The sequence below is a fragment of the Amycolatopsis silviterrae genome, assembly GCF_042684085.1.
GTDB classification, from domain to species: domain Bacteria; phylum Actinomycetota; class Actinomycetes; order Mycobacteriales; family Pseudonocardiaceae; genus Amycolatopsis; species Amycolatopsis silviterrae.
On the sequence record NZ_JBHUKS010000040.1, the window covers coordinates 171,601 to 185,943 of the forward strand.

Below are 14,343 nucleotides of genomic sequence, written 5' to 3' on the forward strand. Positions count from 1 at the left end.
TCCCATGACTCACCAGTTCGCCGGGATCGTGCTGGCCGGCGGAGCCGCGCGCCGGCTGTCCGGAGTGGACAAGCCGGAGCTGCGGGTCGGCGGGATGTCCTTGCTGGGCCGGGCCGTCGAGGCGCTGGCCGGAGCGGACCCGGTCGTGGTGTGCGGGCCGCGGCGGCCGGGATACGACAGCGTCGTCTGGACCCGCGAGGCAGTTCCTGGCGCCGGGCCGGTGGCCGCACTGGCGGCGGGGCTGGAAGCCGTCGGGGACACAGAGATCGTCGTGCTCCTGGCCGCTGATCTGCCCGGCATCCGGCGCTCCACAGTGGACCGGCTGCGGTCCACAGTGGCCGATGCGGACGGAGCGGTGCTCGTGGACGCGACGGGGGAGCGGCAATGGCTGGTGAGCGCCTGGCGTACGGCGGCGTTGCGCGAGGCGATGCCGGAGCATCCGGAGAACGCGTCGCTGCGCCGCACCCTCGGCGGGCTGCGGATCGCCGAGGCGGCCGCGGAACCGGGCGAGAGCGAAGACATCGACACGCCGGAGGACCTGGAAAAGCACCGCTGACAGGGGCTTCACAGCTGTCACACTGGCAATGCGATTGGCTACCGTCGCGGGAAGTTGGCGACGCAGTAGGGTCGCGGGCGAGCACGCAGACGTGGAAACCCCTGGAGGAAGAGTGACCGAGCCCGGCTTCGCCGAGGGCGCGAACGGGCAGCAGCCCGGCACCCCGGCGCGGGACGCCCAGCTGCTGGAACGCACTGTGTTCGAGGTGAAGCGCGTCATCGTCGGACAGGACCGGCTGGTGGAGCGCATGCTCGTCGGGCTGCTGGCGAAGGGGCACCTGCTGCTCGAAGGCGTGCCCGGGGTCGCGAAGACGCTGGCGGTCGAGACGTTCGCGCGGGTCGTCGGCGGTTCGTTCTCCCGCGTGCAGTTCACCCCCGACCTGGTGCCCGCCGACATCCTCGGCACGCGCATCTACCGCCAGGGCGCCGAGCGCTTCGACGTCGAGCTGGGCCCGGTGGTCGCGAACTTCGTGCTCGCCGACGAGATCAACCGCGCCCCGGCGAAGGTGCAGTCGGCGATGCTGGAGGTGATGGCCGAGCGGCACGTGTCGATCGGCGGCAAGACCTTCCCGATGCCGGACCCGTTCCTCGTGCTGGCCACGCAGAACCCGATCGAGAACGAGGGCGTGTACCCGCTGCCGGAAGCCCAGCGCGACCGGTTCCTGTTCAAGATCCTGGTCGAGTACCCCTCCGCCGAGGAGGAGCGCGAGATCATCTACCGGATGGGCGTCACGCCGCCGGAGCCGCACGAGGTGCTGAGCCCGGCGGAGCTGGTGCGGCTGCAGGGCGTCGCGTCGCAGGTGTTCGTGCACCACGCGCTGGTCGACTACGTCGTGCGGCTGGTGCTCACCACGCGCACCCCGAACGACCACGGCCTCTCCGACGTCGCGGGCTGGGTGTCCTACGGCGCGTCGCCGCGCGCGAGCCTCGGCATCATCGCCGCGGCGCGGGCGCTGGCGCTTGTGCGCGGCCGGGACTACGTGCTCCCGCAGGACGTCGTCGACGTCGTGCCGGACGTGCTGCGGCACCGGCTCGTGCTGTCCTACGACGCGCTGGCCGACGGCGTCCCGGTGGACCACATCGTCACCCGCGTGCTGCAGACCGTGCCGCTGCCGCAGGTCTCGGCCCGGCCGCAGGGCGGCGCCGGCCCAGTGCCGGCGGGCGCGCCTGTCAGGTAACGGCGTGGCTGGCACCTCCTCGAAAGAACCGGGCGGACGTCCCGGCTGGGCGCCGCCGATCCTGCGCGGCGACCGGATGGAAGCGGGACTGCGGACCCTCGAACTCGAAGTGCGCCGCCGTCTCGACGGACTGCTCCAGGGCAACCACCTCGGTCTCGTGCCGGGGCCGGGTTCGGAGCCCGGCGAAGCGCGGCCGTACCAGCCGGGCGACGACGTGCGCCGGATGGACTGGGCGGTCACCGCGCGCACCACGACGCCGCACATCCGCGAGACGGTCGCGGACCGCGAGCTGGAGACGTGGGTCGTCGCGGACATGTCGGCGAGCCTCGACTTCGGCACCGCGCTGTGCGAGAAACGCGACCTGGTGGTCTGTGCGACTGCGGCCGTCGCGCACCTCACCGGCGGTGGCGGAAACCGGATCGGCGCGCTCGTGTCGAACGGCGAAGGCACCACCCGGCTGCCGGCGCGCGGCGGTCTTCCGCACGCTCGCGGGCTCGTCCGGCGGCTGGCGGAGACTCCCCGGGCGGCCGAGGGCGTCCGCGGTGATTTCGCCGGTGCGCTCGAACAGCTGCGCCGCCCGCCGCGCCGACGGGGCCTCGCGGTGGCGATTTCCGACTTCCTCGGCCCGATGGACTGGGAGCGCCCGCTGCGGGCGCTCGGCGGAAGGCATGAACTGATCGCGATCGAAATCGTCGACCCGCGCGACGTCGACCTGCCGGACGTCGGCACCGTGGTGCTGGCCGACCCGGAGACCGGACGGCAGCGCGAGGTGCACGCTTCGGCGTTGCTGCGCAAGGAATTCGGCGCGGCGGCGAACGCGCACCGGCAGGCGGTCGCGGCCGGGCTGCGCCGGGCCGGGGCCGCGCATCTGGTGCTGCGCACCGATTCCGACTGGATCGCGGACATGGTGCGGTTCGTGGTCGCCCGCAAGCGCCGCTGGTCCGGAGGTGTCGCATGAGCGCGGCTGGCGAGCGACTGTCCGGGGAACGCGGCAAGGAGGCGACGGCATGAGCCTCGCCGGATTCAGTTCGCCGTGGTGGTTCCTGCTGCTGATCGCGGTCGCCGCGGTGGCGGCCGCGTACGTGCTGGCGCAACGGCAGCGCCGCCGCCGCGTGATGCGGTTCGCGAACCTCGAACTGCTGGAGAAGGTCGCGCCCAAGGCGCAGGGCTGGATCCGGCACGTGCCCGCGGTGCTGATCGTGCTGTCGCTGCTGTTCCTGACGGTCTCGCTCGCCGGTCCGACGGCCGAGCAGAAGGTGCCGCGCAACCGGGCGACGGTCATGCTGGTGATCGACGTGTCACTGTCGATGGAAGCCACCGACGTCGCGCCGACGCGGCTGAAGGCGGCACAGGACGCGGCGAAGCAGTTCGCGCAGAACATGACGCCGGGCGTCAACCTGGGCCTGATCTCGTTCGCCGGCACCGCGACCGTGCTCGTCAACCCGACGACGGACCGCGCGGGCGTCTCGAAGGCGATCGACAACCTGAAGCTCGCGCAGTCCACCGCCACCGGCGAGGGCATTTACGCGGCGATGCAGTCGATCCAGAGCTTCTCCGCGGTGGTCGGCGGCGCGGACGGCCCGCCGCCGGCGCGCATCGTGCTGATGAGCGACGGCAAGCAGACGGTGCCGGAAGACCTGTACGCCCCGCGCGGCGCGTACACCGCGGCACAAGCGGCGAAGCAAGCGCAGATGCCGATCTCGTCGATCTCGTTCGGTACTGAGCACGGCTCGGTCGACATCGAGGGCAAGCAGCAGGACGTCCGGGTGGACGACGAATCGCTGCGGGAGATCGCGAAGCTGTCCGGCGGCGAGTTCTACAAGGCGGCGAGCGCGGACGAGCTGAAACGCGTGTACGCCGACCTGGGCGAGCAGATCGGGTACGAGCTGAAGAACGCGGACGCCAGCAAGCCGTGGGTGGTGCTGGGCACGATCATCCTGATGGCGGGGGCGGCTACGGCGCTGTTGTTCGGCCAGAGACTGCCGTAGGTCCGTGAAGGCGCTGCGGGCGCGGCTTGCTGTCCGTGAGGGGAACCCTGACGGAATCAGATTCCCTCAGGGTTCCCCTCACGGACATGAGGAAACCGGCACGCGGCCATCAATCGGGCATTTCGGCAACACTGAAGTCCTTTGTGGACAGTGGGTGGGCTGGGGGCACGCAGCTTGAAGTTCTTGGCGTTGGCCGTAAGTCCTTCACGGAGTGGCGAAGCCGTTCTGCCGCCAACCCTCGTACACCGCGATGGCTGCCGTATTCGCGAGGTTCAGCGACCGGTTGTTGGGCAGCATCGGCAGCCGCAGCCGCTCGCTGACCTCCGGCGCGTGCTGAACCTCGTCCGGCAACCCAGCGGACTCCGGCCCGAACATCAGCACGTCGCCCGGCGAGTACGACACCTCGGTGTAGAGCCGCGTCGCCGTAGCACTGAACGCGTACACCTTCGACGGCAGCAAAACCTCCCACGCCGCAGCCAGATCAGCATGCACATGGACTCGCGCAAGATCGTGATAGTCGAGCCCGGCGCGGCGAAGCTGCTTGTCCTCCAACGTGAACCCCAACGGCTCCACCAGATGCAGCTCGCAGCCGGTGTTCGCGGCGAGGCGGATCGCGTTGCCGGTGTTAGGCGGGATTTCGGGGCGGTAGAAGAGCACTCGGAACATCACGCCGCCTCGGGGAGGTACTTCGCGTAGGCCGCGCGCACCTCCGGCGGGGGTTCGGCCTTGAGGTAGTTCTCGGTGTCGACCCACACGTACCGCAGCCGGATCTCGGTCGTCACCGTGTCGCCGCGCCGGATCTCCAGCTCGAACTGCATCGACGTGGTGCCAAGGTGCACGAGGTACACCGAGACCACCAGCTCGTCGTCGAAGCGGCACGGCGCGAAGTACCGCAGGTTGGACTCGGCGACCACCACGTCGACGCCGGTCGCGAGCAGTGCGTCATGCGAGCCGAAGAGCGCTCTCTCGACCTCGAACGCCGCCATGTCCGCGTAGGCGAGGTAATGCGCGTTGAAGACGATCCCTTGGCCGTCGCATTCGTGGTAGCGCACGCGCAGGGGCATTTCGGCGAGAGGTCGGCGTTCGGTCACCCGACCAATCTAGCGATCACCCGTGCAGGGCGCGGTAGGTGTCGGCCGCGCCGCGGTGCAGCGGGACCGGCTGGGTGCCGATGAGCGTTCGGACGTCGAGGAACTGCGTGCCGACAGCCTGCGTGGGCACCAGCTCGGCGGCGCGTTCGGCGAGCACCCGGACGACGGCCGCGGCGACGTCGAAGGGCAGCCGGGGGGAGCAGACCAGCAGGTTCGCGACGCCGATGGTCCCGAGCGCGCCGACCCCGCGGTACGCCCCGGCGGGCACCTGGACCTGCTCGTACAGCGGCCCGTACGCCTTCCGCAGCTGGGGGAGCACCGACGTGAGCGGGATGAGCGCGAGCGGCGTCGCGCGGTTGAGGTCGGCGAGCGCGGGTGTTGGGATGCCGCCGGACCACAGGAACGCGTCGATCCGGCGGTCGTGCAGCGCGGTGACGGCGTCGTTCAACGGCAGGTGCTGCGCCTGGATCCGGACGCCGCTCGCGGCGAAGACCCGTTCGCCCAGCTGGGCCGCGCCGGACCGGCCCGCGCCGACCGAGATCGGGCGGCCGGCGAGCGAGCGCAGGTCGGTGAGGCGGTCTTCGGCGCGGACGACGAGCTGCAGGTAGTTCTCGTAGACGCGGCCGAGTGCTTGCAGCGGAACGGGTTTCCCGAACGGCGTCCCGCCGATGACGGCGGATTGCGCGACGTCGGCGAGGGACAGCCCGAAATCCGCGGTGCCGTCACGGACGCGTTCGACGTTCTCGACGCTCGCCTCGGTGCGCAGCGCGCTGCAGTGCAGCCGCGGTTCGGCGCGGGACAGTTCAGCGGCCAGTACCTCGGCGAAGGCCAGGTAGAAGCCGCCGGGTTCGCCGGCCGCGATGGTGATCTTCCGGTCCGGGCCGCGGTAGGTGTCGTCGCAGGCGGCGAGCGTGAGGGCGAGGCCGCCGAGGAGCGCGGCGCGGCGGGTGACGGTCACGGCGCCACCGCCGCGGGCAGCGTGATCCGGACTTGCAGGCCGTGCGGTTCGACCGCGCGCAGCTCCAGAACGCCGCCCCTGGCGCGGGTTTGCTCCCGGGCGATGGCCAGCCCGAGCCCGGTCCCGCGCGGCGCGCCGTCGCCGCCTGCCCGCCAGAACCGTTCGGTGGCGCGGGCGAGATCCTCGGCCGGGAGGCCGGGACCGTCGTCGCTGACGATCAGCGTGACAGTGTCCGAAGTGGATTCCCAAGCGGCGGTGATGGTCGCTCCCTGACCGGCGTGGTGGACGGCGTTGTCCAGCAGGACGTCGAGAATCTGCGCCAGTTCGCTTTCCGGCGTGCGGACCAGCAGCGGTTCAGTATGGCCCGCGCACGGCACGAGCGTCGCGCCGGCTTCGTCGGCGGACAGCCGCCAGGCGTCGACCCGCTCCGCCACGACGGCAGCGAGGTCGGCCGGCTCGTCGTCGGCACGGGCGGCCAGCCGGGTCGCGGTGCTTTCGGCGGTCGCGAGGGCGAGCAGGCCGTCGAGAATCCGTTCCAGCCGTTCGACTTCTGCCACGGTGGCGTCGTAGGCGGGGCGGTTCTCGACCTCGGTGCCGAGCAGGTCGAGCCGGAGCCGCAGGGCGGCCATCGGATTGCGCAGCTGGTGCGAGGTGTCCGCGACGAGCCGCTGCTGCTGGTTCGCCGACTCGACCACCGCGTCGGACATCCGGTTCACCGACGCCGCGAGCGACCGCAGCTCGCGCGGCCCGGACCGTTCCGGCACCTGCGCCCGGCGTCCGCCCGCCACCGCCAGCACCCCGGTTTCCAGCTCCACCAGCGGCCGCACCATCCAGCGCGACAACAGAACCGCGAGCAGCACGAACAGTGCGGCGACCACCATGGCTCCGGCCGCGATCGCGCTCCACGCGGCCGCGACGTCACCGGCCGCGGCGGTCACCGAAGCCCGCAGCAGGACGACACCGGACACCCGCGTCCCGGTGCCGACCGGACGGGCGAACAGCACCGGCTCGTCCGACCACGGCCGGATGCGCTCGACCGGCGCTTCCGGCTCGTTGCGCAGCGTCGCCTCGATGATCATCCGCGCGTCGGGATCGCTGCTGGTCAGACCGCCGGTTTCGACCAGCGGCTGCCGCTGCGCGTCGACGATCAGGACGCCTTCGCTGTATAACGACGAATACTGCCGCGCGTCAGCGTTCAACGCGGTCGCGTCGCCGGAATCGACCGCCTGTTGCGCGAGCACCACGAAGCGGTCGACGTCGCTGCTGCGCGAGATCACCAGCTGCTGGGTCCGTTGATCAGCGGTCGCGGACAGCAGCGGCACGGCGAACGCCGCCACCACCGCGAGCGCGAGCGTGACCAGGACAGCCAGCAGGCGAGTGCGCACCGATCAGCTCCGGCCGAGCCGGTAGCCGAAGCCGCGGATCGTGGTGAGCAGGCCAGGGCGGTCGAGCTTCGCGCGCAGCTGCGTCATGTGCACGTCGAGCGAGCGCGACACGGCGAGGTACGCGTCGCCCCACACCTCGTCCATCAGCTGCTGCCGGCTCACCGCGGTGCCGGGCCGCGCGGCGAGCACCGCCAGCACGGCGAACTCCTTCGTGGTGAGCCCGATGTCCCGGCCGCTGACGACGACCCGGCGCGCGCCGAGGTCGATCTCGACGTCCTCTATCTGCACCACCGGGTCCTTCGGCGCGGGGGAGGAGCCGCCGGCCCGCCGCACGACGGCGTCCATCCGGGCCAGCAGCTCGGCCATCCGCACCGGTTTCGCCAGGTAGTCGTCCGCGCCGAAACGCAGCGCGCGGACGACGGAACGCTCGTCGTCGCGCGCGGTCAGCACGATGACCGGCACCGGCGACACCTGGCGGATCTTGCGCAGCACGTCGAGCCCGTCGAGATCGGGCAGCCCGAGGTCGAGCAGCAGCAGGTCGGCGTCCCGGTGCCGGGTGAGCGCGTCGCTGCCGCGGCCGACCGCGGTGACGGAGTGGCCGTGCGCCTGCAGCGTTTCGGCGAGTGCCCGGGCGACCCCGGTGTCGTCCTCCACGAGCAGCACGCGCACGGCCGTCCTCCCGATCAGTCCTCGCCGCGTTCGAGGGCGGACGAACGCGAAGTTTCCCGCATTGTCGCGTACACGACGAGCGACACGAGGACGCAACCCGCGACATACCAGAAGAAGAGCGATTCGTGACCTGCCTTCTTCAGCGCCTGCGCGATCAGCTCCGCGGTGCCGCCGAAGATCGCGACGGTGAGCGCGTACGGCAGGCCGACGCCGATCGCGCGGATCCGCGTCGGGAACAGCTCGGCCTTCACGATCGCGTTGATCGAGGTGTAGCCGGTCACGATCACCAGCGCGCCGAGCAGCAGCAGGAACGCGAGGAACGGCTGGCTGGTGCGCGCCATCAGGGTCATGATCGGCACGGTCAGCAGGGTGCCCGCGATGCCGAAGAACATCAGCAGCTTCCGGCGGCCGATCTTGTCCGACAGCCGCCCGGCCAGCGGCTGCAGGATCGCGAACACCAGCAGCGCCAGGAACATGATCACGGTGACCGTGCGGCGCGGGATGTGCGCGGTGTTCTCCAGGAACTTCTGCGTGTAGGTGGCGTAGGTGTAGAACGCGACCGTGCCGCCGAGCGTCAGCCCGACGACGAGCAGGATCTCGCGCGGGTACTTCACGAGCTGGCGCAGCGTGCCGCGTTCGCCCTTGCTGGTCTCCGCGCTCTCGGTGACCCGCTGGTAGCTCTCCGACTCGTCCATCGACCGCCGCAGCGCCATCACGATCACCGCCGCGAGCGCGCCGACCACGAACGCGATCCGCCAGCCCCAGTCGCCCATCTGCTTGTCGCTGAGCACGCTCTGCAGGATCAGCTGCAGGCCCAGCGCGAGCAGCTGCCCGCCGACGAGGGTCACGTACTGGAAGCTGGAGTAGAACCCGCGCTTGCCGGGAGTGGCCACCTCGGACAGGTACGTCGCCGAGGTGGAGTACTCGCCGCCGACCGAAAGCCCTTGCAGCAGCCGGGAAAACACCAGCAGGATCGGGGCCGCGATGCCGATCGTCGTGTAGCCGGGCGTCACCGCGATGAGCAGCGAGCCGCAGGCCATCATCGAAACCGAGAGCACGAGCGCGGAGCGCCGTCCGTACCGGTCGGCGAAACGGCCGAGCAGCCAGCCGCCGAGCGGCCGCATGAGGAATCCGACGGCGAACACCGCCGCGGTGTTGAGGAACTGCGCCGTGGCATCGCCGCCGGGGAAGAACGCCTTCGCGAAGTAGACGGTGAACGCCGAGTAGGCGTACCAGTCGTACCACTCGACGAGGTTTCCGATCGAGCCGCGCAGCACGTTGCCGACCACGCGCCGCTCGCTCGATGCCGAGCCGGCGTCCTGGATCCGGGTAGTCATCCTTGACCTCCTGTGTCGCGACTCACGGTGACCAACCGGGCAGTAACCCTCAAGGTCGGGAGGCGGTTCCTTACCGTCGCTTAGGACGGGAGTGCCGGGTGCGCCGCCGGTCAGCGCAGCCGATAGCCTCAAGCGGGCGCAATCGCGAAGACGACGAGGAGAACGCAGTGGGACGGTCGGTCTTGGTCACCGGCGGCAACCGGGGCATCGGGCTGGCGATCGCCCGCGACCTCGCGGAGCAGGGCCACCGGGTCGCGGTGACGCACCGCGGGTCCGGCGCGCCGGAGGGGCTTTTCGGCGTGCAGGCCGACGTCACCGACGTCGAGCAGGTGGACGCGGCCTTCAAGCTCGTGGAGGAGCACCAGGGACCGGTCGAGGTCCTGGTGTCCAACGCCGGGCTCACCGACGACACCCTGCTGATGCGGATGTCGGAGGAGCAGTTCGAGCGCGTGGTGAACGCGAACCTCACCGGGGCGTTCCGCGTGGCCAAGCGGGCCTCGCGCGGCATGCTGCGCGCCCGCTGGGGCCGGTTCGTGTTCATTTCGTCCGTGGTGGGCCTTTCCGGCTCGGCCGGGCAGGCGAACTACGCCGCCTCCAAGGCCGGTCTGGTCGGCTTCGCGCGCTCGCTCGCGCGGGAGCTGGGGTCGCGCAACATCACCGCGAACGTCGTCGCGCCCGGTTTCGTGCACACCGACATGACCGACGCGCTGCCCGAGGACCGGCGCAAGGAGATCCTCGCCAGCGTCCCGTCCGGCCGCTACGCCGAACCGGCCGAGATCGCCGCCGCGGTGCGGTACCTGTCCTCGGACGAGGCGGGCTACGTCAACGGCGCGGTGCTGCCCGTCGACGGCGGCCTCGGCCTCGGCCACTGATTCTCTTTCCCCGGATAAGAACCCACGACCTGGAGGACGCGTTGCCCGGATTGCTCGAAGGCAAGCGGCTGCTGATCACCGGCGTCATCACCGACGCCTCGCTCGCGTTCCACGCGGCCCGCATCGCCCAGCAGGAGGGCGCGAAGGTCGTGCTCACCGGCTTCGGACGGCTGTCGCTGGTGGAGCGCATCGCCAAGCGGCTGCCCGAGCCCGCCCCGGTGCTGGAACTGGACGTCACCAACCAGGAGCACCTCGACTCGCTCGCCGACCGCGTCCGCGAGCACGTCGACGGTCTCGACGGCGTCCTGCACTCGATCGGCTTCGCGCCGCAGAGCTGCCTCGGCGCGCCCTTCCTCGACGCTCCCAGCGACGACGTGAAGGTCGCGGTGGACGTCTCGGCGTTCTCGTTCAAGGCGCTCACCGTCGCGACGCTGCCGCTGCTCGGCCGCGGCGCCTCGATCGTCGGCATGGACTTCGACGCGCGCGTCGCGTGGCCGGTCTACAACTGGATGGGCGTCGCGAAGGCCGCGCTGGAGTCGGTGAACCGGTACCTGGCCAAGGAACTCGGCCCGCAGGGCATCCGGGTCAACCTGGTCAGCGCCGGTCCGATGAAGACGATGGCCGCGAAATCCATCCCGGGCTTCGGCGAACTCGAAAGCGGCTGGGACGGCCGCGCGCCGCTCGGCTGGGACTCCGCCGACCCGGAGCCGACCGCGAAGACGGTCTGCGTCGCGCTGTCCGACTGGATGCCGGCCACCACCGGTTCGATGATCATGGTCGACGGCGGCGTGCACGCGCTCGGGATCTGAGCTGGTCTTGCCGATGGCCCCGCGGGAACATTCCCGCGGGGCCATCGTCTTTTCAGGCGTTGACGAGCTGGGGCGCGGCGTCGCGCTGGTGCAGCCGGAGCGCGAACGTGAGGGCCGCCAGCGCGAGCGCGCCGAGCGCCACGCTGACCCACGCCACGCTGGAGAAGCCCAGCCCCGCGCTGATCGTCGTACCGCCGAGCCACGGGCCGACCGTGTTCCCGACGTTGAACGCCGACGTCGTGCTCGCGCCGACAAGCGTTGAACTGCCGCCCGCGACCGCGTAAGCCCGCACGTTGAGCGCGGGATTCGCGGCGAACCCGGCCGCGCCGAGGACGAGCACTGCGGTGACCGCGACGACGGCGTTGGTGGCGAAGGCCAGCGCGACGAGCGCCGCGACCGCGATGCCGAGGCTGCCGTAAAGGGTCGCGAACGGATGCGTGTCCGCGAGTTTGCCGCCGGCGAAAATCCCGATCACCGCGCCGCCGCCGAACAGCGCCAGCACCACCGGCACCCCGGATTCGGGCAGCCCGGCGACGGAGACCAGCAGGGGAGCGAGGTAGCTGAACGTCGCGAAAACCATCGCCTGCAGCAACGCGATCACGCCGAGCGCGAGCCACAACCGGCTGCGGCGGAACACTTTCAGCTCCTCAGCGATCCGCGGCGCTTCGGTTTCCGTGGTGGTGCGCGGAACCGCCGCCAGGACTGCGATCGCGGCGACGACGCTCAGCGCGGCGACCGCCCAGAACGCACTCCGCCAGCCTGCGTGCTGCCCGAGGAGCGTGCCCGCCGGCACCCCGACCACATTCGCGACGGTCAGCCCGCCGACCAGCACCGCGAGTGCTTGTCCGCGCTTCGCCTCCGGGACGAGGTTAACAGTGGTCGAAGCGGCGACGGCCCAGAACCCGGCGCAGGCGAGCGCGCTCACGACGCGGGTCGCGAAAAGGACGCCGTAACCGTCGGAGACCGCGCCGATGACGTGCGCCGCGCTGAACACGACGAGCAGCCCGAGCAGTGTGGTCCGCCGCGGAAGCCGGATCGTGCCGACGGCGAGCAACGGCGCGCCGACGACCATGCCGACGGCGAAGGCGGAGATCAGCAGCCCCGCGTCCGGAATGCTGACCCCGAGGTCGGCGGCCATTCCGGGGAGCAGCCCGGTGATCATGAACTCGGAGGTGCCCAGCGCGAAAATGCTGAGCCCGAGCACGAAGACGGCGAGGGGCACGGGAATTCTCTCTTTCTGAAACCAGCAGTACAAAACAAGGGCGGACTTCTAGGCAGGCTCGCGCCGCGTCGCCGTTGGCGCCGCGCGGGCCGGGTGATGAGGACTGCGGTGGCCTCAGGCTGGGGTTCGACCGCCGACGGGTGGTTGCCGTCGCGGGTCAGTTGTGGGCGGAACTCGGTGCGGGCAGCTCAAAACCGGCTTTGGTGCCGCGTGCGGATGGTCAGCGCCGGGCGACCGCGCTCAGCGCGATCTCCGCCACCGACGTCAGCGCTTCGCGTTCGGCTCCCCGCCGGGACATCGTCCGAAGCCCGGAAATGGTGGCGTGGACGAAGTTCGCGATGTCGCCCGCGTCGCGGTCGCGGGTGACGCTCCCGTCCGCCTGTCCCGTGCGGGCGAAGTGGACCAGCGCCGACAGATGCGCTTCGGTGTCCGCGTTGACCTGCGCCGCGACCTCCGGATCGCTGGTGCCGAACTCGGCGATGGCGTTCACCATTAGGCAGCCGCGCCGGCCGTTCTCGAGTTCGTCGTCGATGGTCGAGTCGAGGAGCAGCCGGATGGCGCCGAGGCCGTCCGGGGCGTCGTCCAGCAGCGTCGCGCGGAGGCGGACCCCGCGGTGGGTGTAGTGGTCGAGCACGCGCCGGAACAGCTCGTGCTTGCTGGAGAACGTGTTGTAGATGCTGCTGCGCCCCAGCCCGGTGGCGGCGCACAGCTCCTCGGTCGAGGTCGACTCGTACCCCCGCGCCCAGAACGCGTTCATCGCGCCTTCGAGCGCTTCGGTCTCGTCGAACTCGCGTGGCCTCGGCATGCTCGTACGCTAACACATTTTGGACAGGGCGATACACAACGAGGCCGCCGAGGCGTGCGGAGCGCCACAGGGGCAGGATGAGCACCGTGGGTTACGACGCGTTGCTATGGCTTTCGTTCGGCGGTCCGGAGGGGCCTGACGAGGTGATGCCGTTCCTGGAGAACGTCACCAGGGGCCGGGGCGTGCCGCGCGAGCGGCTGCTCGAGGTCGCCGAGCACTACCAGCACTTCGGCGGGGTCTCGCCGATCAACCGGCTCAACCGCGCGGCGATCGCGGCGGTCGAGAAGCAGCTGGCGGTCGAGAGCATCGAGCTGCCGGTGCACTTCGGGAACCGGAACTGGCGGCCGATGGTCGAGGACACGCTGGCCGGGATGAAGGACGCGGGCGTTCGCCGTGCGTTGGTGTTTCCTACGAGCGCTTACGGCGGGTATTCCGCCTGCCGGCAGTATGACGAGGACATCGAGCGTGCCCGGGCTGCGGTCGGGGACGACGCGCCGGAGCTGGTGAAGCTGCGTCAGTTCTTCGATCATCCGTTGTTTATCGCGGCGATCGCCGACGCAGTCCGCGCCGCGCACGCGAAACTCGGCGACGGGGCCGGTGCCCGTACGGTTTTCACCGCCCACTCGATCCCGGAAAGCGCTGACCTGGCCTCCGGCCCGCCCGAGGAAGGCGGCCGGCGGTACTCGAGTCAGATCGCCGAAGCCGCTCGCCTCGTGGCCGCTGAGGCTGGGATTGCTGAGTACGACGTGGTTTGGCAGTCCCGGTCGGGGCCGCCGCAGATTCCTTGGCTGGAGCCGGACATCGTCGACCACATCGACGCATTGCATGCGCAGGGGGTGGAGGCGGTGGTGGTCAGCCCGATCGGGTTTGTCGCGGACCACCTGGAAGTGATCTGGGATCTGGACAACGAGGCTGCCGACCGGGCTGCTGAGCACGGCATGGCTTTTGCTCGCGCCGCTACTCCGGATGTGGATCCTCGGTTTGCGGAGATGGTCGTGGAACTGGTCCGCGAACACCTGGAAGACGCTCCGGTGCGGAAGCTTTCGGCGTTTCCTGCTGCTGGGTGCACGGTCAATGGCACCTCGTGTGCGGTCGGCTGTTGCGAACCGCCGCGCCGCCCCACCCGCTGACGTTCCGTGAAGGAGTCCTTCACGGACTTGGATTCCATGTCAGGGGAGGTAAGCGGCGTGGCCGCACGCCTGCCGGACCATCCACAAAGGACGTCAGAGTTGCCGAAGTGCCCGATTGATGCCCGAACGGCCATTTCCGAAGGTCCGTGAGGGGAACCCTGAGGGAATCAGAGTCCGTGAGGGTTCCCCTCACGGACTACCCAAGCCCGCCGACCCGCCGACCCGCGGACTCGCCATGAGTGGCACCGGCGCTGGTCAGCTCCTTCGGCCTGGGCTATCGCCCCAATGGGCGTTTTTCATCTTGGTTTGTGCTGGTCTTGGCGGGTTGACGGGGTGTGGTAATT

Annotated in this window: 15 protein-coding genes; 7 read left to right on the plus strand and 8 right to left on the minus strand. The window is 70.5% G+C overall.

Annotated features, from left to right (window positions below; all coding sequences use genetic code 11):
• Window positions 1-4: 4 nt before the first annotated feature.
• From mobA to ACFSVL_RS45420, 4 genes are all read left to right on the plus strand, one after another.
• On the plus strand, window positions 5-556 hold the full coding sequence (gene mobA, locus ACFSVL_RS45405; RefSeq protein ID WP_378314186.1) for a molybdenum cofactor guanylyltransferase: 552 nt from the start codon (window positions 5-7) through the stop codon (window positions 554-556).
• 112 nt (window positions 557-668) lie between these two features.
• Window positions 669-1,733 carry an AAA family ATPase gene (locus ACFSVL_RS45410; protein WP_037806526.1) on the plus strand — a complete coding sequence of 355 codons (1,065 nt, stop codon included), beginning with the start codon at window positions 669-671 and terminating at the stop codon, window positions 1,731-1,733.
• A 76-nt stretch (window positions 1,734-1,809) separates the two neighbouring features.
• Window positions 1,810-2,691: a DUF58 domain-containing protein gene (locus tag ACFSVL_RS45415; protein ID WP_378314215.1), complete on the plus strand. Its 882-nt coding sequence runs from the start codon at window positions 1,810-1,812 to the stop codon at window positions 2,689-2,691.
• A gap of 49 nt (window positions 2,692-2,740) precedes the next feature.
• Window positions 2,741-3,721, plus strand: a complete 981-nt coding sequence (locus ACFSVL_RS45420; protein ID WP_378314188.1) for a VWA domain-containing protein — start codon at window positions 2,741-2,743, stop codon at window positions 3,719-3,721.
• A 204-nt stretch (window positions 3,722-3,925) separates the two neighbouring features.
• Here ACFSVL_RS45420 and ACFSVL_RS45425 read toward each other — a convergent pair whose 3' ends face one another.
• Genes ACFSVL_RS45425 through ACFSVL_RS45450 form a run of 6 tightly spaced genes read right to left on the minus strand, consistent with a single transcriptional unit; the run spans window position 3,926 to window position 9,161 of the window.
• Window positions 3,926-4,387 (minus strand): tRNA (cytidine(34)-2'-O)-methyltransferase, encoded by a 462-nt coding sequence (locus tag ACFSVL_RS45425; protein ID WP_378314189.1) that lies wholly within the window; start codon window positions 4,385-4,387, stop codon window positions 3,926-3,928.
• The gene (locus ACFSVL_RS45430) at window positions 4,387-4,812 is read right to left on the minus strand and encodes an acyl-CoA thioesterase (protein WP_378314191.1); all 426 of its coding nucleotides are present in this window, start codon (window positions 4,810-4,812) and stop codon (window positions 4,387-4,389) included. Before ACFSVL_RS45430 ends, ACFSVL_RS45425 begins: the two co-directional genes overlap by 1 nt.
• Before the next feature lie 16 nt (window positions 4,813-4,828).
• Complete coding sequence (locus ACFSVL_RS45435) at window positions 4,829-5,770, minus strand: TAXI family TRAP transporter solute-binding subunit (RefSeq protein WP_378314193.1); 942 nt, start codon at window positions 5,768-5,770, stop codon at window positions 4,829-4,831.
• Window positions 5,767-7,155 (minus strand): sensor histidine kinase, encoded by a 1,389-nt coding sequence (locus ACFSVL_RS45440; RefSeq protein WP_378314194.1) that lies wholly within the window; start codon window positions 7,153-7,155, stop codon window positions 5,767-5,769. The genes ACFSVL_RS45435 and ACFSVL_RS45440 overlap by 4 nt, the downstream gene beginning before the upstream one ends.
• Window positions 7,156-7,158: 3 nt before the next feature.
• Window positions 7,159-7,824, minus strand: a complete 666-nt coding sequence (locus ACFSVL_RS45445; RefSeq protein WP_378314196.1) for a response regulator transcription factor — start codon at window positions 7,822-7,824, stop codon at window positions 7,159-7,161.
• Between the two features lie 14 nt (window positions 7,825-7,838).
• Window positions 7,839-9,161 carry an MFS transporter gene (locus ACFSVL_RS45450; protein ID WP_378314198.1) on the minus strand — a complete coding sequence of 441 codons (1,323 nt, stop codon included), beginning with the start codon at window positions 9,159-9,161 and terminating at the stop codon, window positions 7,839-7,841.
• A 167-nt stretch (window positions 9,162-9,328) separates the two neighbouring features.
• On the opposite strand from ACFSVL_RS45450, the gene fabG reads away from it, so the two are divergent.
• Entirely contained in the window at window positions 9,329-10,033 is a 705-nt protein-coding gene (fabG, locus tag ACFSVL_RS45455) for a 3-oxoacyl-ACP reductase FabG (RefSeq protein WP_378314200.1), read from the plus strand.
• 41 nt (window positions 10,034-10,074) lie between these two features.
• Window positions 10,075-10,842 carry an enoyl-ACP reductase FabI gene (fabI, locus tag ACFSVL_RS45460; protein WP_378314202.1) on the plus strand — a complete coding sequence of 256 codons (768 nt, stop codon included), beginning with the start codon at window positions 10,075-10,077 and terminating at the stop codon, window positions 10,840-10,842.
• Between the two features lie 52 nt (window positions 10,843-10,894).
• Here fabI and ACFSVL_RS45465 read toward each other — a convergent pair whose 3' ends face one another.
• Both ACFSVL_RS45465 and ACFSVL_RS45470 read right to left on the minus strand, forming a co-directional pair.
• A complete protein-coding gene (locus tag ACFSVL_RS45465) occupies window positions 10,895-12,064 on the minus strand; it encodes a Cmx/CmrA family chloramphenicol efflux MFS transporter (protein ID WP_378314203.1) in 1,170 nt (389 codons plus the stop codon).
• 220 nt (window positions 12,065-12,284) lie between these two features.
• The gene (locus ACFSVL_RS45470) at window positions 12,285-12,869 is read right to left on the minus strand and encodes a TetR/AcrR family transcriptional regulator (protein WP_378314204.1); all 585 of its coding nucleotides are present in this window, start codon (window positions 12,867-12,869) and stop codon (window positions 12,285-12,287) included.
• A gap of 86 nt (window positions 12,870-12,955) precedes the next feature.
• Here ACFSVL_RS45470 and ACFSVL_RS45475 point away from each other — a divergent pair, with 86 nt between their 5' ends.
• Window positions 12,956-13,999, plus strand: a complete 1,044-nt coding sequence (locus ACFSVL_RS45475) for a ferrochelatase (RefSeq protein WP_378314217.1) — start codon at window positions 12,956-12,958, stop codon at window positions 13,997-13,999.
• Window positions 14,000-14,343 lie beyond the last annotated feature (344 nt).

Bases quoted from the DNA above. Each gene is read 5' to 3' on its own strand.
- mobA (WP_378314186.1), top strand. From the start codon at position 5: ATGACTCACCAGTTCGCCGGGATCGTGCTGGCCGGCGGAGCCGCGCGC.
- ACFSVL_RS45415 (WP_378314215.1), top strand. From the start codon at position 1,810: ATGGAAGCGGGACTGCGGACCCTCGAACTCGAAGTGCGCCGCCGTCTC.
- ACFSVL_RS45420 (WP_378314188.1), top strand. From the start codon at position 2,741: ATGAGCCTCGCCGGATTCAGTTCGCCGTGGTGGTTCCTGCTGCTGATC.
- ACFSVL_RS45425 (WP_378314189.1), bottom strand. From the start codon at position 4,387: ATGTTCCGAGTGCTCTTCTACCGCCCCGAAATCCCGCCTAACACCGGC.
- ACFSVL_RS45450 (WP_378314198.1), bottom strand. From the start codon at position 9,161: ATGACTACCCGGATCCAGGACGCCGGCTCGGCATCGAGCGAGCGGCGC.
- ACFSVL_RS45470 (WP_378314204.1), bottom strand. From the start codon at position 12,869: ATGCCGAGGCCACGCGAGTTCGACGAGACCGAAGCGCTCGAAGGCGCG.